Source organism: Stenotrophomonas sp. GD04145, from assembly GCF_029835135.1.
GTDB lineage: Bacteria > Pseudomonadota > Gammaproteobacteria > Xanthomonadales > Xanthomonadaceae > Stenotrophomonas > Stenotrophomonas maltophilia_P.
Map to the genome: position 1 here is coordinate 1 of NZ_JAODZG010000064.1, position 18,064 is coordinate 18,064.

Below are 18,064 nucleotides of genomic sequence, written 5' to 3' on the forward strand. Positions count from 1 at the left end.
GGCCCACCCCGCCATCCCTCAGGGAACCCGCTTCCGCTTCGGCTGTTGCTGTCGCTCTGGTTCGCAGCGGGTGCAGGGCCGCAGGCCCTGCCTACACACCCACTACTTCGCAGCCGCGATCTGCTTCTCGATGTCGGCCGCCGTAACCGGGCCGAGGAAGCTATGGGCCACCCGGCCCTGCGGATCGATCAGATGCGTCAGCGGCAGCCCCCGCGGCGTGGCGAAGTCCGCCGGCGGATCGAACGGATCGACGATCACGATCGGATAGGTCACCGGATGCTTGGTCAGGAACGACTGCATCTCCGGCACCTCGATGTCCTCATAGGCCAGGCCGACCACTTCGATGTTGCTGCGCATGGCGTGCAGCGCGGACAACTCCGGCATCTCCTTGCGGCATGGTGCGCACCACGTGGCCCAGAAATTCACCACCACCCACCTGCCCCGATGGGCCGCCAGGTCGTACTCGCTGCCATCGACGGCCTTCATCTTCAATGTGGGGAACTCGGCCGTGACACGCTCGGCCGGCGTGTCCTCGGCCGCAGGCGGTGCCGCCGGTGCGGGAGCCTGCGCCGGTGGCTGGCTGCTGGCCGGGGTCGCGTCCTGCGCAGGCTTGCAGGCCGCCAGGGCAAGCGCCACGGCCAATGGAACTGCCAGCAGCAGCGGAGTCGTGCGGGTCATGGGGTGTCTCCGGAATCGGGATAGATATCGCTGACGCGACGCTTGAGGCGCTCACGCAGAGGCAGGCGCAGTTCATCCAGCGCCGCCAGCGCGGCCTGGCCCAGGCTGTCTTCCCGGTAGGGCAGATGCTGCTCCGCCACCGGGATGCGCAGTTGGGTGCATTCGTACAGATCGGCCAGGCTGACCTGGTCCAGGTCGCGCGCGAGCAGCCACTCACCCCGCTCGTCGCGGCGCAGCAGGCCGATGGCCTCCAGTTTGCAGGCCAGGTCCTGCAGCAGCGAGTCGGTCAGCATCGGCTCCAGCCGCAGGATCTCGTCATCGGCCAGCCCCCTGCCCCGGGCACGCGCCTGGTGGAAGCGGCCGAGCAGGCGCAGCAGCCCATAGAATTCATAGCCCTGCGGCAGGCGCAGCTCGACCGGCTGGTAGCGGAACGCCGCCATCGACGATGCCAGCGATGCGCCAAGCAGCACCGCCACCCAGCAAAGATAGATCCACAGCAGCAGGATCGGCACGAACGCGACCGTGCCATAGAGCTTCTGGTAGGACTGGAAACTGCCCAGATAGGCACCGATGCCCCACTTCACCAGCTCCAGGATCACCGCCGCCAGGATCGCGCCGGGAACGGCGTGCCGCCATTTCACCGTATGGTGCGGCACGACCCGGAACATCAGGCTGATGCAGACGAATTCGATCAGCACCGGTGCCAGCCGCAGCGACAGGTCGGCCAGCCAGCGCCCCTCCTGGGTCCCGAACAGCGGCATTGCCAGTACCCGTGCCGACACTGCCAGCGAGGCGGCGGCAAGCATCGCGCCCAGGGTCAGCACGGTCCAGTAGACCAGGAAGCGGGTCAGCTTGGGCCGGGTCGATCCGACCCGCCAGATCTTGTTGAACGTCTCTTCCACGCTGTTGAGGGTGATCAGCAGCGAGACGACCAGGGCGATGAAGCCGGCCGCGGTGAGCTGGCCAGCGCTGGCCGAGAACTGCCGCAGGTAGCCTTCGGCGGCGCGTGCGGCATTGGGCACGAAGTTGGAGAAGACATAGTCGCTGAGCTGATCGCTCCAGCGGTCGAAGACCGGGAAGGCCGAAAGCACGCCGAACACCACGATCGCCAGCGGAACCAGGGCGAATACCGTGGTGTAGGCCAGTGCGGCGGCCGCCTGGAACAGGCGGTCATCGAGAAAGCGGTGCCACAGGAAGCGGCCGAAGCTGGCGGCACGCGCACGATCGCGCGCGCGTTCCATCCATAGGTTGAGCGTATCCAGAGGTTCCATCGGCGCAAGGGTACCCGATGCGGAATGCACGCAGGATAGCCATACTGGCGTCCACACGATGAGGAGACCTGGGCACGATGGGCGAGATCCTGGTGCTTTACTACAGCCGCGGTGGCTCGGTGGCACGGCTGGCGCGCCAGATCGCGCGGGGAATCGGCGAGGTGCCGGGAATGGTGGCGCGGCTGCGCACGGTGCCGCCGGTGGCGGCCGTGACCCAGACCGCACAGCCGCCGGTGCCCGACGATGGCGCCCCCTACGTGAGCGTGCAGGATCTGGCCGACTGCCAGGGGCTGCTGCTGGGCAGTCCGACGCGGTTCGGCAACATGGCCGCGCCGGTCAAGCACTTCCTCGATGGACTCGGTGCTGAATGGGTCAATGGCACGCTTGCGGGCAAGCCCGCCGGCGTGTTCACCTCGACCGCATCAATGCACGGCGGGCAGGAATCGACCCTGCTGACCATGCAGGTGCCGTTGCTGCATCACGGCTGCCTGATCGTCGGCATTCCGTTCACCGAACCGGGTTTGAGCCACACCACCAGCGGCGGCACGCCCTACGGCGCCAGCCATGTGGCGGGAGCGGCCGACGACCCGCAGCCGACCGATGATGAGGCGGTGCTGGCGCGGGCGCTGGGCCGTCGCGTCGCCGATATCGCGCAGCGGCTGGCCCGATGAACGCCGCGCCGCGTACGGTTCTGCTGCTGGCCCTGATGGGTCTGGCCGCGCTGTTTGCAGGCTGGTTCATCAACGACAAGCACTGGCTGGCCACCCAGCTGGTGTTCACCGCCCCACCGCTTGCACTGGCCATCGCCCTGCGCCTGGGCTGGCGCAAGGCAGGGTTCTGGGCCTCCGTGCTGGCGCTGGGCTGGTTCAGCCATGGCGTGATGAGCGCCTGGAGCCACCCGGAAACGCGCTGGCTGGCCTTGCTCGAGATTGCCCTGGCACTGACCGTGATCTTCGCCGCCAGCCTGCCGGGCCTGCGCGCACGCTTCGGCAGGCGACGCTGACGCTGCGCCTCCCGGGCCGTATCATCTGCGTTCCCGGCCCCGCGCCGCTGCACCTGTCCTGGTTTCGCGCATGCACATGATGGAAGAGCTCCTGGTCGTCACCACCGGTGGCACGATCGACAAGATCTACTTCGACGACAAGTCGGACTACCAGATCGGCGATCCGCAGATCGGCATGATCCTGCGCGAGCTGGGGGTGACGTTCCGCTTCAACGTGATTCCGATCCTGCGCAAGGACTCGCTGCACATCAACGATGAGGACCGCGAGCTGATCCGGGCCACCATCGCGGCGCAGCCGACCCGGCATGTGCTGGTGACCCATGGCACCGATTCGATGGTGCAGACCGGCAAGGTGCTGGCGACGATCGCGGACAAGACCATCGTGATGACCGGCGCGCTCAGTCCGGCACGTTTCCGCGGTTCGGACGCGGAGTTCAACATCGGCTGCGCGATCGGCGCGGTACAGTCGCTGCCGGCCGGCGTCTACATCGCGATGAACGGGCGGATTTTCGACCCGCAGCACGTGCGCAAGAACGTTGCCGCAAACCGCTTCGAATCGGTTTGAGGAACGGAGTGCCGACCAAGGTCGGCACCCACCACGACGCGGCGGCACGCACCACCGCGCGGCCCCATGCGAAAACGCCCCGGCCGAAGCCAGGGCGTGCCCCAGGAGAGGGTCTTGGGCTCAGTACTGGGCGTTGAGGGTCACGCCCGAGAAGGTGCTGTAGGCCTTCACCCGTACGTACCAGGTACCGGCAGCGGGGCTGTTGACCGTGCAGGTTTCGCTGTTGCCGCTCAGGTACGGACGGCACGTGTAGGCGGTATCGGTCGGCGCGCTGCCCTGCCGCAGGTACAGGTCGGCATCACCGCTGCCGCCGCTGATCGTCACCCGCAGCTGGCTGCTGCCGGACGGGACATTGACGGTGTAGTTCAGCGAAGCGCCCGATGCGGCACCCAGTCCGCTCACCGGTACGTTGTTCTGCAGCACGGTGCCGCCCGGGTTCGGGTTGCCGCCGCCATTGATCGCTGCCGCCACTGCAGCATCGGCGTCGATGATGCCGGCGCCACAGCCACCCGAACAGGCACCCGGCAGCGGCCGAGCGGTGCTCTTGATGATGCTTTCCACCTGGGCCGGGCTCAGCGGGCTCGGTGCGACCGACTGCATCAGCGCGACCACACCGGCCACGTGCGGTGCTGCCATCGAGGTGCCGTTGTACGAGGCATAGCTGGCGCTGCCCGGCGTGGTGGTGCCGGTGTTGAGAGTGGACAGGATGCCCTGGCCCGGCGCGGAGATGTCGATGCCCGTGCCGTAGTTGGAGAAGCTGGCACGTGCGCCCGCCGACGTGGTGGCCGCCACCGCGATCACGTTCGGGCAGTTGGCCGGTACCGATGAAGACACGTTGGTGTTGCTGTTGCCTGCGGCCACCACGACCGTGGTGCCACGGCCGACGGCGCCGTTGATCGCGTTCTGGTAGGTGGTCGAGCAGCTGCCGCCACCACCCAGCGAGAGGTTGATGACCTCGGCCGGATTGGCATTGGCCGGCACGCCGCTGACACTGCCGCCGGAGGCCCACACGATGGCGTCGGCGATGTCGGAGGTGTAGCCACCGCACTTGCCGAGCACGCGCACCGGCACGACCTTGGCATTGAAGGCAGTACCCGCCACGCCGGTGCTGTTGTTGGTCACCGCTGCGACGGTGCCGGCAACGTGGGTGCCGTGCCAGCTGGAGTTGGAGGCCGGGTAGCCTGCGCCACATTCGTTGGCGGCGTACCAGTCACCCTCGTCGTTGGGATTGCTGTCGCGGCCACCGCCGTCGCGTGCCATTGCCGCGTCGCTGATGAAGTCATAGCCGGGCAGGATGTTGGCGTTCAGATCGGGGTGGTTGGTGATGCCGGTGTCGATCACCGCGACGACCACGCCGGTGCCGGTGGCCTTGTCCCAGGCCGGGCGCACGTTGATCGAGGCGTTGGACGTACCGAACCCCCACTGTTCGCTGAAGCGGGTGTCGTTCGGCGTCAGCGTCGCGCGCATGATCTGGTCGACTTCCACGTATTCGACGTTGGGGTCGGCAGCGAGCTTGCGCATCAGCAGCTCGGATTCGGCCTGGTCCAGCGGGCGATCGGTCCTGACCAGGGTTGGGCCGACGGCCAGCTTGCGGACCTGCTGCAGGCCCAGCGCGCGGCCCTGGCTGCTGGCAAGGCCCGCAGCCGCTGTCTTCAGCGACGATGCCAGGGCGGTGGTGTTGGCCACCGGCGCACTGCCGTCGCGATACTTGACGATGAAACGCTGGTGCGTCGGCGCGGACTGCAGCCCGCTGAGCTGGACATCACCGGCCAGCGCAGGCGTGGCCAGCAGCAGCGATGAAAGAACGGAAGCACCAAGGACCACCCACACTCGACGCACACGCGGTTGCGTTACCTGGGACATCGTATTTCCCTTTCTAGTGGTGTGAATGCCGGAATCGGCAGAAACACCGGCCCGAACCATGGGCTGGCTTGCGTTGGCGAGGTCCGGAGTCCGGCGAGCCAGCGGATCCCCCTTACGATCCGCCGTGCCGATGACGCTAATGGCCTAAACCGGACACCACAATATTTTCAGCGTCTTTTCAGGAACATGAAATGTTCGATCTGAGACTTTCCGGGTCGAGGGTTTGTGAAGATGAAGGAACTTTCGCGCCACGCGCACGAACCTGACTGGGCAGATGTCCTGTCCACCGATGACTTTGCCGACATCGGCGGCCGGCCTTCCCTGTAAACGACGAAAGCCCGTCGCGGGGACGGGCCTTCGGGGAACAGCGCAGCCGGGCATGGGCCCGGCGCTACAGCCTGGCGGGATGATCAGCCCAGCCTGACCAGCCAGTTGTGACGGTCCGGCAGGCGGCCGTACTGGATGTCGGTCAGTTCCTTGCGCAGCGACATGGTCACTTCGCCGGCCGGCGCGTTGAGGTCGCCCACCGAGAAGCCTTCGCCCTTGAGCTGGCCGATCGGAGTCACCACCGCAGCGGTGCCGCAGGCGAACACCTCGCTGATCGCACCGGATGCAACGCCATCCTTCCACTCGTCGATGCTGACCTTGCGCTCCTCGACCTTCATGCCGCGGTCGCGGGCCAGCTGCAGGATGCTCTCGCGGGTGATGCCTTCCAGGATGCTGCCCGACAGCTGCGGCGTGACCAGGGTGCCGTCCTTGTAGACCAGGAAGACGTTCATGCCGCCCAGTTCCTCCAGGTACTTGCCCTCGACCGGGTCGAGGAACAGCACCTGCGAGCAGCCCTGCGCCTGGGCCTTCTGCTGCGGCAGCAGCGAGGCGGCGTAATTGCCACCGCACTTGGCCGCGCCGGTGCCGCCCTTGGCCGCACGCGCGTATTCGGTGGACAGCCAGATCGACACCGGTGCCACGCCCTTGGCGAAGTACGGACCGGCCGGGCTGGCGATGACGTAATAGCCGGCCTTGTGCGCGCCACGCACGCCGAGGAAGGCCTCGTCGCCGATCATGAACGGGCGGAAATACAGGCTGGACTCATCCGCCGACGGCACCCAGGCGCTGTCCACGGCGATCAGCTGCTTCAGCGACTCGACGAAGATCTCCACCGGCAGTTCCGGCAGCGCCAGGCGCTGTGCCGAGCGCTGCAGGCGACGGCCGTTGGCATCCGGGCGGAAGGTCCAGATCGAGCCGTCGGCGTGGCGGTAGGCCTTGATGCCCTCGAAGATCTCCTGGCCGTAATGCAGCACGGCCGCTGCCGGGTCCAGCTGCAACGGGCCATAGGCACGCACGTTGGCGTTGTGCCAGCCGGTGTCCTTGTCCCACCGCACTTCCACCATGTGGTCGGTGAAGTGCAGGCCGAAACCCGGCTTCTCCAGGATCGTGGCGCGCTCTTCAGCGCTGCGCGGGTGGTCCGAACGGGTGACGGCGAAGCTGGGGATGGACTGGGACACCGGAGGATTCCTGTTCTGGTTGCGGGTAGTGCCGGGCCCGCGTCACTGCGGGCCCTGGGTCAAAGCATGCCGGTCTCGAGACGGGCCGCCTCGGACATCATGTGCTGGTTCCATGGCGGATCGAACACCAGCTCGACGTCGGCCTCGGCCACCGTCGGGATCATTTCCAGCTTGCTGCGCACGTCGTCGATCAGGATGTCACCCATGCCGCACGCGGGCGCGGTCAGGGTCATCTTCACGTCGATCTCGCGCTGGCCCTCGTCCAGATGCTTGATCTCGACCTCGTAGACGAGGCCCAGTTCGACGATGTTCACCGGAATTTCCGGATCGAAGCAGGTGCGAAGCTGCTGCCATACCAGTTGCTCCACCTGTTCGTCGGTGGCGTCGGCCGGCAGTTCCAGCGGAGCGGGTGCTTCCTTGCCGATGGCGTCGCCATCCTTGCCGGCGATGCGGAACAGGTTGCCTTCGACGAATACCGAATAGCTGCCGCCCAGCGCCTGGGTGATGTACCCATAGCTGCCGGCGGGCAGGGTCACGGTGTCGCCCTGCGGGACCATCACGGCCTCGCAATCGCGTTCGAAGTGGACAGGTTCGCTGCTACGGGAATACATGGGGACCGATATGGGGCCGTGGCCATGGCCACGCAAGACAGCATTCTAGCCCAGCCGTCCTGCGCCCGCCGGTGCACCGCGGCAAACCACAGTATCCTGTGGGTGACTTTCAGGAAGCTTCGATGTCCTCCAATGCCGCGCGTGCCAGGACCGTGACCTGGCTCTGGCCCTTCATGCTGCTGCTGGGCCTGGTTGTTGCTCCCCTCGCCTGGATGCTGCTGGCCCTGATGACCGGCCGCCAGGTCGGCTGGATGGCAGTGCTGACCGCTCTGGAACTGGTGTTCATGCTGCGTCTGGGCACACTCGGTCCCGGCCGTCTTCGCGTGGCCCTCGTGGTGGCCGGCACGCTGCTGGTGGCGGCGGCGGCGAACTGGGCCATCGCCAGCGCCTGGATGGGCGGCTCGATGGGGCTCAACCCCTGGGACGCCTCGCTGCGCATGGGCCCGCATCTGGCCTGGACGCTGATCAACCTGGCCAATGGCGCGATGGAATGGCTGTGGCTGGCGATCGGCGTGGCCGTCGGCGCCTGGCTGGCGCGCTGATCGCACCTGATTCGGGTAGCGCCGGGCCATGCCCGGCGAGCGCAGCGGCCCTCGCAGCAGGCGCCGGGCCAGGCCCGGCGCTGCCGCTACAGCTCAATGCCCGCCGTCGAGCGCCTTCAGCTCGCTGACCAGCGACGCCGCCGCCTCAGCGCCGTCGCCATACAGCATGCGCGTGTTGTCGGCGTAGAACAGCGCATTCTCGATCCCGGCAAAGCCGGTCCCGCGACCGCGCTTGATCACCACCACGTTGCGAGCGTTGATCACGTCCAGCACCGGCATGCCGTAGATCGGACTGGCCGGATCGGTACGTGCGACCGGATTGACCACGTCGTTGGCGCCGATCACCAGCACCACATCGGTGCTGGTGAACTCGGGATTGATGTCGTCCATGTCGGCGATCAGGTCGTACGGCACGCCGGCCTCGGCCAGCAGCACGTTCATGTGCCCGGGCATGCGCCCGGCGACCGGATGGATGGCGAACTTCACCTTGACCCCGCGCTGCCCCAACCGCTGTGCCAGTTCCCAGATCTTGTGCTGGGCCTGGGCCACGGCCATGCCGTAACCGGGCACGATCACCACGCGCTCGGCGAAGGCCATCATTGCCGCCACATCGGCCGCCTCGATCGGCTTCTGCGCGCCGGTGATCGCCTGTGCCTCTCCGCCTGCACCACCCCCGAAATTGGAGAACAGCACGTTGCGGATAGGCCGGTTCATCGCCTTGGCCATCAGGCGGGTCAGCAGGATGCCCGCCGCGCCGACCATCATGCCGGCGATGATCAAGGCCTCGTTGCCCAGCACGTAGCCCTCGAAGGACACCGCCAGACCGGTGAATGCGTTGTACAGCGAGATCACCACCGGCATGTCGGCGCCACCGATCGGCAGCGTCATCAGCACGCCCAGCGCCAGTGCCAGCACGAAGAAGGCGATGATCGCCCAGGTGCTGAGCGTGCTGGCCGCGACGATGGCCAGCACCACCACCGCCAGCGCCACCAGCAGGTTCAACGCCTGCTGCCCTGGCCAGATGACCCGCTTGTCGAGGCGACCATCCAGTTTGGCCCAGGCGATCACGGAGCCGGACAGCGACACCGCGCCGATCGCGGCGCCGACCACCGCCAGCAGCAGCACGGTGGTGGAAGGCTGGCGTGCGGCAAGGTCGGCCAGCGCCTGTTCGCTCCAATGGGTGGTATCGCGATGGGCCAGGAAGGCGTAGCGCAGCAGTTCGACCGCACCGATCGCCGCCGCCGAACCACCGCCCATGCCGTTGTACAGCGCCACCATCTGCGGCATGTCGGTGACCGCGACCTTGCCGGCCGACCACCAGGCCAGGCCGGCACCCAGCAGCAGCGCGACCAGGATGAGCGGCACGTTGTGCAGCTCGGGCAGGAAGAACGTGGCCGCAGTGGCCAGCAGCATGCCCAGCCCGGCCCAGCGGATGCCGCTGCGCGCGGTCAGCGGCGAGGCCATCCGCTGCAGGCCGAGCAGGAAGAGCGTGGCGGCCACCAGGTAGCTGGCCTTGACCAGCCAATCGAGCAGTTCGACGGTGCTGATGTTCAAGCCTGCGGCTCCTTCGGTTCGTCCTTGCCTGCCCGCGGCGCGCTCGGCCTGAACATCTCCAGCATGCGCGCGGTGACCACGTAGCCGCCGGCGGCGTTACCGGCACCGAGCACCACGGCGATGAAGCCCAAGGCCTTTTCCAGCGGCGTCTGTGCGTGGCCGAGCACCACCATCGCGCCGATCAGCACGATGCCGTGGATGAAATTGGAACCCGACATCAGCGGGGTGTGCAGGATCACCGGCACCCGCGAAATGATCACGTGGCCGGCGATGGCGGCCAGCATGAAGATGTACAGCGCCACGAACCCGTCACTCATCGGCAACGCTCCCGCTCTGTCTTCGTCGGCCCATCATAACCATGGGCTGAACCCGGCGCGCATCCTCGTCAACCGGGGCCGCGCTCACGCGTTGTCGATGGTGACCCCGAGCAAGGAACCGTACCCTGTGCTGGTGAGCAGCCCCGTCCCCCCGACCGCCGACACCGATGCCCTGCCGGCGTCGCTGGAAGCGTTCCTGGCGAGCATCGGCCCGCGCGCGTTCCGCTTCGCCGAGGCCGGCCTGCGCCAGCGCGAGGATGCCCTGGACGCCGTGCAGGATGCCCTGCTGCGCATGCTGGACTATGCCGACAAGCCCGCCAGCGAATGGGCGCCCCTGTTCTGGAGCATCCTGCGCCGGCGGGTGATCGACCTGCAGCGCCGACGCCGCTTCCGCCTCCCGTTCTGGCGCGACAACCAGGATGCCGACGGTGCCGACATCGACTGGGCCGACCCCGGCCCTACCCCGGCGCAGGCGCACGAGCAGCACCAGCAGTACCAGCAGCTGGTGCAGGCGCTGCGTACGCTGCCCGCCCGCCAGCGCGAAGCGTTCACCCTGCGCGTGCTGCAGGATCTGGACGGCGCCACCACCGCCCGCGCCATGGGCTGCAGCGAAGGCGCGGTAAAGACCCATCTCGCACGCGCCCGGCAGGCGCTGCAGGATTATCTGGAGAACCCCCCGTGAACCGCTCCCTGCCCTCCGATGACGCCTTGCGGCGCCTGCATGCGCATTCTCTGCAGGCGCTGTCGCCGGCAACGCTGTCGCGCCTGCGCCAGGCCCGCCAGGGCGCCCATGCAGCCCATCGTGGGCGCTGGCGTTGGTGGCTGGCCAGCGCCTGCTCGCTGGTGGTGGCGCTGGGCATCGGCGTGCAGTTCACCGGTCCGGACGTGCCGACGCGGCCAGCGCCGGTACCGACCGTTGCCGCAGTGGAAGACAACAGCGCGCTGTACGACGAGAATCCCGATCTGTACCTGTGGCTGGGCGACACCGACCTGGCGATGGAGTGAATCATGCTGCGACATCTCTCCCTGCCCCTGCTGATCGCCCTGGCGCTGCTGCCTGCAGCACCGGCGCTGGCGCAGACCCGTGCGCCCGCGCCGCCCGCTCCCGGCGCGCCATTGCCCGCCTGGGATCAGCTCAGCCCCGCCCAGCGCGAGGCGCTGCTGGCCCCGCTGCGCGATCGCTGGAACGGCGCCGATGCCGGTCAGCGCCAGCGCATGCTGGCCCATGGCCAACGCTGGCAGTCCATGAGCCCGGAAGAGCGCGACAAGGCCCGCCGTGGCCTGCGCCGGTTCGAGCACATGAGCCCGGAACAGCGTGAACAGGCACGCGCACTGTTCGGGCAGATGCGCCAGCTGCCCCCTGCCCAGCGCGACGCCCTGCGCGATCGCTGGTCCCGGATGACGCCGGAGGAGCGTCGCGACTGGGTGCGGGACAACCCGCCACCGGCAAAGCCACGGTAAGCCTTCGGGATACAGGGGGTCAGATCCCTTTGGCAGAGGCAAAGGGATCTGACCCCATGCCATTCACGCCTGCCAGCGCGTCTTTGCCAGCAGTTCGTCTTCCCAGTCGAAGCTCAGCTGCCCTTCGCGTACGAACAGGGCAACGAAGTTGAGCAGGTTGCGCGCATACATCTCGCTGGCCTGGGTCGCACCCCGGCTGGCCAGGCCCAGCGGTCCATCGATGGTCACGCCCTGGTGTTCGATGCACTGCCCCGGCTGGGTCAGCGCGCAGTTGCCGCCGCTCTCGGCCGCCAGATCGACGATCACACTGCCCGCCGCCATGCCTTCCACCATGCCCGCAGTGACGATGGTCGGTGCCGGACGGCCCGGCACGGCTGCGGTACAGATCACTACATCGACGCTGCGCAGATGGTCGGCCAGCCGCCGCTGCTGCTCGGCCCGTTCTTCCTCGGTCAGCGCCCGCGCGTAGCCGCCCTCGCCGGCCGCGCTGACGCCCAGGTCGAGGAAGCGTGCGCCCAGCGACTGGATCTGCTCGCGCGTTTCCGGCCGCACATCGAAGCCTTCCACCTGGGCGCCGAGGCGGCGCGCAGTAGCGATCGCCTGCAATCCTGCAACGCCGGCGCCGATCACCAGCACCTTGGCCGGACGCACGGTACCGGCCGCGGTGGTCAGCATCGGGAAGAAGCGCGGTGCACGCTCGGCTGCGATGAGCGCAGCCTTGTAGCCCGCCATGCCGGCCTGCGAACTGAGCACATCCATCGCCTGCGCACGGGTGGTGCGCGGCAACAGCTGCAGCGGGAACAGCAGCAGGCGGTCCTCGCTGGCCAGCGCCGCCAGTGTCGGATCGCTGGCCGGCGTCAGCAGGCCGACCACGGCTGCGCCCGGCTTGAGCCGGGCCAGCACCTGCGCCGGCGGCGCCTGCACGCACAGAAGGATGTCGATCTCGCCCCAGCGACCGTCATCGAATGCACGTGCGCCCGCGTCCTGATAGGCGGCATCGGGAAAACCGGCGGCCTCGCCCGCACCGGTTTCGTACCAGACGGTGACGCCCAGTGCGGCGAGCTTGCGCGCGGTCTCCGGCGTCAACGCTACGCGCCGTTCGCCCGGCGCGGTCTCCTTGATCCCCAGCAACGCCACGGCCATGCAGGTCCCCGCTGATCGGTGAGTTTTCCCGATCCTAGCAGGCGGCTCCCGCTCAGTGCAGGGTGGCGTTGCCCGGGTCGAGGCGGTCGATCACGCCCTGCATGGCGCTGTCGAAGGCGCCATCGTCGACATGCGCACGCAGGCGGCCCAGCCGCACCATCACCGCCAGTTCCTCCGGCGAAGCCACGCAGAAGCGCACGCCACGCCGGTTGACGAACAGCAGCCGGGAAGAAATCGGGCTTACCCAGGACAGCTTGCCGGCCTGCACCTTGCCGTCCTTGTCGACGAAGTCCAGCCAACTGCCGATCTCCATCCGGCGGAAGCGATCGGCATCGGCATTGTCGAAATCGTCGGTATCCACCTGGCTGCCCAGTTCGACCGTCGGCGAGTCCGCAACCGGCGGCATGGGCAGGACAACCTGCGGCAGCTCCGGCAGCGCACGTTCCAGCTCCGGCCGTGACTCGGCGATGCCCTGCAGGGTGTCATGCAGTGCATCGATGGCCGAGGTTGCCGCATCGCCGTGTACGCCGACACTGGCGAACACCTTGGCCAGCACCGGCTGCCAGGCTTGCAGCCAGGGCTTGCCGATGATCTGCCGGCGCGCTTCGGCCACTTCCTCCAGCAGGCCATCGCCCAGGGCCAGGGCTTCGGCGACCGATGCACCGTCTTCGCCCTCGCGCAGCAGCGCCAGGGTCAGGTGGTGCTGCCACGGCTGGCGCAGGAACTCGGCGATGGCCGGTGGCAGGGTGGCATCGCCTATGCGGCGATCCAGCTCGGTGGCCGCGCGCGTGCGGGCCATTTCCAGCTTTTCCTGGCCGCGCTGCGTTTCCGCTGCGCGCCGCTCGGCAATCTCGACGCGGCGACGGTGCTGCACCAGGAAGTCGCGGAACTCCTCTTCCAGGGTGAGGAAGATGGCCAGGTTCTCGTTGAACTCGGCGACCAGGCGCTCGATGATCTCTTCCACCTTGGCCATCAGCATGCGCTCGGCCTGGCTCTCGCCGGTGTTGCCTTCGCAGGCCTCGGCCAACGAATTGAGCAGCTTGCGCGCCGGATGGGTCTTCTGCACGAACATGCGGCGGTCGAGCATGGCGACCTTGACGAAGGGCACCACCAGGCGGCCGATCAGTTCGCGCGAGCGGCCCTCCAGTTCGCGTTCATCCAGCATGACGTCGAACAGCATGCCGACCAGGTCGATCGCGTCCTCGTCCTGCGGATCCAGGCGGGTCTGGCCCGGGTCGACGCCCAGCCGGGTGGCGCTGGACAACACCTCGCTCTTCAGGCGTTGCGCGAGCGACTCACCATCCTCACCGATCGCCGCACGCAGCGTGGCGCTGGGGGTCGCCTGCAGCAGCGACAGCACCGACATCATCTCGCGCTGGCTCAACGGGCGCTGCTGGCCCACGGCCACCTGCGCGGCCGATGTTGCGTCCTCACGCACGTGGCGCGTCTGCTGCAGCAGTTCCTGCAGCGCTTCCAGCAACATCCCCTGCTGGCCATAGGCCTCGCTGCCGGCGGCGCCGGGACCGTCCCCACCGGCCTGCTGAAGGTGGCCTCGGCGCTCGGACCAGCGCGCGGCGAAGCGCTGCGCCCACGCCGGTGCGGCCTGCTCGTCATCGCTGAAATCGCTGTCGAACCCCGGCACCGGGCGCTGTTCGACCAGATCGTCCAGCCCCTGCGGTGGACGCGGGCCCGGTGCCGCCGGGGTGCGGCGCACCGCGCCCATCTGCGACATCACGCCGGCCGCCGCGAGCTGCTCGTCCAGCTTGTCGTAGATGCGGCCGACCGGCGCGCGCAGGTCGCGCTCGCACAGCTTGATCAGCACCAGGTGGACTTCCGGCGCCAGTTCGCAGCCGGCGAAGGCCTCGTGGATGGCCACGCCCAGATGTTCCGGGCTGATCGGGTTCAGGTCGGCATCCAGCGGCACATCGCCGGCCAGCCAGCCCAGGCGGCGGTCCAGCCGCGCCAGAACCGGCTTGAAATCACGCAGCAGCACCGTGGCGAAGTTGCGCACCGCCAGCCGCGATTCGAGCACGTGCTCGGCCAGCAGGCTCAGGCCATCCTCGGCCGGGCCGGACAGGGTCGCATCCGCCGACAGTGGCTCTCCGGCAACCAGAGCCGCCCAGGCGCGTTGCAGATGGCCGGCAAAGGCCGCCGCTATCTCCTCGCGCCGCCGGCGCAGCTCGCGCATCGCATCAAGGAACAGCAGCTGCGAGGCGCCGGCATTGCCGGCACGGTCGAACAGGGCGTCGTCAAAGCGCGCCAGTGCCGCCCCGAAGGCCTGGCACAGCGCGGGCAGGACGGCGTCACGGGCAAGCTGGAACTGGGCCGGGTCACGACCCGACGTTCCCAACGGTGTGGGCGCGCTCATCATTCGGGAAGGCTCCCCACCTTCTCTGGTGCGACAGACAACATGGACATCGCGACGACCGGCACACCCCATGTACCGATACGTCGATGGTAGGCCGGCCCGCCCCTCACGGACAGTGAAACAGTCCTCACTTCAAACCTCGTGACCCACGGCCCGGCAAGAGGGATATCGTAAGCCGTGCAAGGCCCGCGAGGCGAGAGGAAGCCGGCGTCCGATTGCCGCCAGTGGCATGATGTTCATCACAGTTTGATAGTGAGGGGACAGACGCCGCAGCCACGGCGTCATCGACCACCGCGACTATAATCAAATGCCCGTGATGACCGGTTCAGACGCCATGCCCGACCCCGCCGCCCTGCTTGCCCTCGATGCCCGCCGCTCGGTGCCCTCGCGGCAGCTGGGCGAGCCCGGGCCGGACCCGCAGACCCTGCTGCGCATGCTCTCCTCGGCGGTGCGGGTGCCCGACCACGGCAAGCGGGTGCCGTTCCGGTTCCTGAAGATTGCCGGCGATGCGCGTCACACTCTGGGCGCGTTCCTGGCCGAGCGCAGCCGCCAGCGCGATCCCACTGCCGGCGAGGCGGTGTTCGAGAAGGATCGCCAGCGTTTCAGCCATGCGCCGCTGGTGATCGTGGTGGTGGCCAGCCCCCGCCCCGACCCGAAGGTGCCCGAGCAGGAGCAGCTGATGACCGCTGGATGCGTCTGCTTTGCCCTGCTGCAGGCCGCACAGGCGCTGGGCTTCGGCGCCCAGTGGCTGACGGCGTGGATGGCGTTCGACCCGGCCGTACACGCCCATCTGGGGCTGGCCGACGGCGAACGCATCGCCGGTTTCATCCATATCGGCACCGCCCGCGCCGACGTGCCCGAGCGCGAGCGTCCGGATCCAGCTGCCCTGCTGCGCGACTGGACGCCACCGGCATGACCTTGCCGGCACCGGCGCCGGCGCTGTACCTGGTCGACGCCAGCATCTACGTGTTCCGTGCCTGGCACTCGCTGCCCGACCAGTTCCAGGATGCGCAGGGCTGGCCGACCAATGCCGTGCACGGCTTCGCGCGCTTCCTGCTGGACCTGCTCGAACGCGAGCGTCCGCAGCACATCGCCATCGCCTTTGACGAGGCGCTGGACAGCGGCTTCCGCCATCGCCTGTATCCGGCGTACAAGGCCAACCGCGATCCGGCTCCGGAGGCGCTGAAGCGCCAGTTCGTGCATTGCAAGGCACTGTGCGCGGCGCTCGGTCTGGCCGTGCTTGCCCATCACGACTACGAGGCCGACGACCTGATCGGCAGCGCCCTGCATGTGCACCGCGGCAGCCACCGCGGTGTCATCATTTCCGCCGACAAGGACCTGTCGCAGCTGCTGCTGGACCACGACGAGCAGTGGGACTATGCGCGCAACCAGCGCTGGAGCGTGGCCGGGGTGAAAGCGCGGCATGGCGTGCATGCGCACCAGATCGCCGACTACCTGGCACTGTGCGGCGATGCAGTGGACAACATCCCCGGCATCAGCGGCGTCGGCAGCAAGTCCGCGGCGGTCCTGCTGGCCCACTTCGGCAGCCTGGATGTGCTGTACGAGCGCCTGGACGAAGTGCCCTTCCTGCGCCTGCGCGGCGCAGCGCAGATGGCAGTGCGCCTGCGCGAGCAGCGCGAGCATGCCCTGCTCTGGCGACAGCTGACCACCATCGCGCTGGACGCGCCGCTGGAAGGCTGCCAGCCCGGCCTGCTGCGGCAGACGGCCGACCCGGAGCTGCTCGGCGGCCTGTGCCAGACCCTGCGCTTCGGCCCGATGACCCGCCGCCGGCTGTTCAACGCCGCCGGCATGGCCGACCCGCTTCCCACTCCCTCCTTTTCCAATTCCGGCGAGCCCGCATGAGCCAGCGCAATACCGAAGCCCCGCGTGTCGTCTATGAAGGCAAGTACCAGCGCATGCTGGTACGCGGCACTTGGGAATACAGCGAACGCACCCACGCCGGTGGCCTGGCGGCGATCATCATCGCCGTCACCCCCGAGGACAAGGTGCTGTTCGTCGAGCAGTTCCGCGTGCCCCTGCAGGCATCGACCATCGAGATGCCGGCCGGGCTGGTCGGTGACATCCATGCCGGCGAGTCGATCGAAGTCTCGGCGGTACGCGAACTGGAAGAAGAGACCGGCTGGACCGCCGAGCACGCCGAAGTGCTGATGATCGGCCCGACCTCCTCAGGCGCCAGCAGCGAGAAGATCGCCTTCGTGCGCGCCACCGGCCTGCGCCGGATCGGCGAAGGCGGCGGCGATGACAGCGAGGACATCACGGTGCACGAGGTCCCGCTCAAGCAGGCTGCCGCGTGGCTGGTGCAGAAGATGGGCGAAGGCTACGAGCTCGATGCCAAGCTCTGGGCCGGGCTGTGGATGATCGAACATCACCTGGACGGGCGTCCGCGTGGCTGACGCCGACCTGCACACCCTGCCGGCATTGCTGGGCGCTGACGACCCGGCGATCTACACCATCCACCGGCCGCAGGGCGCTTCGCCGTACCTGCTGCTGGCCGATCACGCCGGGCAGCAGGTACCGCGCGCACTGGCCGGCCTCGGCCTGCCGCAGCGCGAACTTGACCGCCATATCGGCTGGGACATCGGCATCGCCGGCACCACGCGTGCATTGGCCGAACGGCTGGATGCCTGGGCCATCGAGCAGACCTATTCGCGCCTGCTGATCGACTGCAACCGTCCGCTGGCATCGCCGACCCTGATTCCGGAAGCAAGCGATCACACCGTGGTACCGGGCAACGCCGGCCTGTCGGCCGCACAACGGCAGCAGCGCATCGACGCGATCCACGCCCCCTATCACGCCCGCATCGAAGCGGAACTGGATGCGCGCCGCGAAGCCGGCCGCCCGACCCTGCTGGTGATGATGCACAGCTTCACTCCCTCCATGAACGGCACGCTGCGGCCATGGCATGCCGGCGTGCTGTACCACCAGGACACGCGCTTTGCCCACGCCCTGCTGCAGGCACTGCGCGACGAAGGCGATCTGGTGGTCGGTGACAACGAACCGTATTCGGTAAGCAGTACCAGCGACTACGCGGTACCGGTGCACGGCGAAGGGCGCGGCCTGGTGCACGTCGAACTGGAGATCCGTCAGGACCTGATCGCCGACGCGGCCGGGCAGCAGGCGTGGGCCGAGCGGCTGGCGCGGATCTTCAGCGCGTTGCAGCCA

20 protein-coding genes are annotated in these 18,064 nt (G+C 68.2%); 11 read left to right on the plus strand and 9 right to left on the minus strand.

Annotated elements, in window-relative coordinates:
• Nucleotides 1-102: 102 nt before the first annotated feature.
• Nucleotides 103-678 (minus strand): TlpA disulfide reductase family protein, encoded by a 576-nt coding sequence (locus tag N7367_RS18220; protein ID WP_279942943.1) that lies wholly within the window; start codon nt 676-678, stop codon nt 103-105.
• Nucleotides 675-1,949, minus strand: coding sequence for a YihY family inner membrane protein (locus N7367_RS18225; protein ID WP_053519156.1), 1,275 nt, complete (start codon nt 1,947-1,949; stop codon nt 675-677). The genes N7367_RS18220 and N7367_RS18225 overlap by 4 nt, the downstream gene beginning before the upstream one ends.
• A 77-nt stretch (nt 1,950-2,026) precedes the next feature.
• Between N7367_RS18225 and wrbA the strand changes: the two genes are divergently transcribed.
• The 3 genes from wrbA (at nt 2,027) to N7367_RS18240 (ending at nt 3,517) form a co-directional block, all read left to right on the plus strand.
• Nucleotides 2,027-2,620, plus strand: a complete 594-nt coding sequence (wrbA, locus tag N7367_RS18230) for an NAD(P)H:quinone oxidoreductase (RefSeq protein WP_053519154.1) — start codon at nt 2,027-2,029, stop codon at nt 2,618-2,620.
• Nucleotides 2,617-2,952, plus strand: a complete 336-nt coding sequence (locus tag N7367_RS18235; protein WP_065175995.1) for a DUF2069 domain-containing protein — start codon at nt 2,617-2,619, stop codon at nt 2,950-2,952. The genes wrbA and N7367_RS18235 overlap by 4 nt, the downstream gene beginning before the upstream one ends.
• A 79-nt stretch (nt 2,953-3,031) precedes the next feature.
• Nucleotides 3,032-3,517, plus strand: a complete 486-nt coding sequence (locus N7367_RS18240; protein WP_053519164.1) for an asparaginase domain-containing protein — start codon at nt 3,032-3,034, stop codon at nt 3,515-3,517.
• 120 nt (nt 3,518-3,637) lie between these two features.
• Here N7367_RS18240 and N7367_RS18245 read toward each other — a convergent pair whose 3' ends face one another.
• From N7367_RS18245 to sufT, 3 genes are all read right to left on the minus strand, one after another.
• Nucleotides 3,638-5,380 (minus strand): S8 family peptidase, encoded by a 1,743-nt coding sequence (locus N7367_RS18245; RefSeq protein WP_053519150.1) that lies wholly within the window; start codon nt 5,378-5,380, stop codon nt 3,638-3,640.
• A gap of 410 nt (nt 5,381-5,790) precedes the next feature.
• Nucleotides 5,791-6,885 carry a branched-chain amino acid aminotransferase gene (locus N7367_RS18250; RefSeq protein ID WP_053519148.1) on the minus strand — a complete coding sequence of 365 codons (1,095 nt, stop codon included), beginning with the start codon at nt 6,883-6,885 and terminating at the stop codon, nt 5,791-5,793.
• A 59-nt stretch (nt 6,886-6,944) separates the two neighbouring features.
• On the minus strand, nt 6,945-7,496 hold the full coding sequence (gene sufT / locus N7367_RS18255) for a putative Fe-S cluster assembly protein SufT (RefSeq protein ID WP_279942944.1): 552 nt from the start codon (nt 7,494-7,496) through the stop codon (nt 6,945-6,947).
• Nucleotides 7,497-7,618: 122 nt separating this feature from the next.
• Between sufT and N7367_RS18260 the strand changes: the two genes are divergently transcribed.
• Nucleotides 7,619-8,038 carry a hypothetical protein gene (locus N7367_RS18260; protein ID WP_128988688.1) on the plus strand — a complete coding sequence of 140 codons (420 nt, stop codon included), beginning with the start codon at nt 7,619-7,621 and terminating at the stop codon, nt 8,036-8,038.
• Nucleotides 8,039-8,131: 93 nt separating this feature from the next.
• Here N7367_RS18260 and N7367_RS18265 read toward each other — a convergent pair whose 3' ends face one another.
• Nucleotides 8,132-9,592, minus strand: coding sequence for an NAD(P)(+) transhydrogenase (Re/Si-specific) subunit beta (locus N7367_RS18265; protein ID WP_053519144.1), 1,461 nt, complete (start codon nt 9,590-9,592; stop codon nt 8,132-8,134).
• On the minus strand, nt 9,589-9,909 hold the full coding sequence (locus N7367_RS18270; RefSeq protein WP_053519142.1) for an NAD(P) transhydrogenase subunit alpha: 321 nt from the start codon (nt 9,907-9,909) through the stop codon (nt 9,589-9,591). Before N7367_RS18270 ends, N7367_RS18265 begins: the two co-directional genes overlap by 4 nt.
• A 97-nt stretch (nt 9,910-10,006) precedes the next feature.
• Here N7367_RS18270 and N7367_RS18275 point away from each other — a divergent pair, with 97 nt between their 5' ends.
• The 3 genes from N7367_RS18275 to N7367_RS18285 are packed head-to-tail and all read left to right on the plus strand — an operon-like array spanning nt 10,007 to nt 11,370.
• Entirely contained in the window at nt 10,007-10,591 is a 585-nt protein-coding gene (locus tag N7367_RS18275) for an RNA polymerase sigma factor (RefSeq protein WP_081279792.1), read from the plus strand.
• Nucleotides 10,588-10,914: a hypothetical protein gene (locus N7367_RS18280; protein WP_053519138.1), complete on the plus strand. Its 327-nt coding sequence runs from the start codon at nt 10,588-10,590 to the stop codon at nt 10,912-10,914. The genes N7367_RS18275 and N7367_RS18280 overlap by 4 nt, the downstream gene beginning before the upstream one ends.
• 3 nt (nt 10,915-10,917) lie before the next feature.
• Entirely contained in the window at nt 10,918-11,370 is a 453-nt protein-coding gene (locus tag N7367_RS18285) for a DUF3106 domain-containing protein (RefSeq protein WP_279942945.1), read from the plus strand.
• Between the two features lie 63 nt (nt 11,371-11,433).
• Here N7367_RS18285 and N7367_RS18290 read toward each other — a convergent pair whose 3' ends face one another.
• Together N7367_RS18290 and N7367_RS18295 are read right to left on the minus strand one after the other, a co-directional pair.
• Nucleotides 11,434-12,513 (minus strand): NAD(P) transhydrogenase subunit alpha, encoded by a 1,080-nt coding sequence (locus N7367_RS18290; protein WP_279942946.1) that lies wholly within the window; start codon nt 12,511-12,513, stop codon nt 11,434-11,436.
• A 52-nt stretch (nt 12,514-12,565) separates the two neighbouring features.
• Nucleotides 12,566-14,884 carry a DUF1631 domain-containing protein gene (locus N7367_RS18295; RefSeq protein WP_128988694.1) on the minus strand — a complete coding sequence of 773 codons (2,319 nt, stop codon included), beginning with the start codon at nt 14,882-14,884 and terminating at the stop codon, nt 12,566-12,568.
• A 331-nt stretch (nt 14,885-15,215) separates the two neighbouring features.
• On the opposite strand from N7367_RS18295, the gene N7367_RS18300 reads away from it, so the two are divergent.
• From N7367_RS18300 to N7367_RS18315, 4 genes are all read left to right on the plus strand, one after another.
• Nucleotides 15,216-15,797, plus strand: coding sequence for a nitroreductase (locus N7367_RS18300; protein ID WP_065176012.1), 582 nt, complete (start codon nt 15,216-15,218; stop codon nt 15,795-15,797).
• A complete protein-coding gene (locus tag N7367_RS18305) occupies nt 15,794-16,744 on the plus strand; it encodes a 5'-3' exonuclease H3TH domain-containing protein (protein ID WP_065175990.1) in 951 nt (316 codons plus the stop codon). Before N7367_RS18300 ends, N7367_RS18305 begins: the two co-directional genes overlap by 4 nt.
• The gene (locus N7367_RS18310) at nt 16,741-17,295 is read left to right on the plus strand and encodes an NUDIX hydrolase (protein ID WP_053519128.1); all 555 of its coding nucleotides are present in this window, start codon (nt 16,741-16,743) and stop codon (nt 17,293-17,295) included. Before N7367_RS18305 ends, N7367_RS18310 begins: the two co-directional genes overlap by 4 nt.
• Nucleotides 17,288-18,064, plus strand: a 777-nt coding sequence (locus N7367_RS18315) for an N-formylglutamate amidohydrolase (RefSeq protein WP_279942947.1), incomplete at its 3' end; no start/stop codon positions are given. The genes N7367_RS18310 and N7367_RS18315, both read left to right, overlap by 8 nt.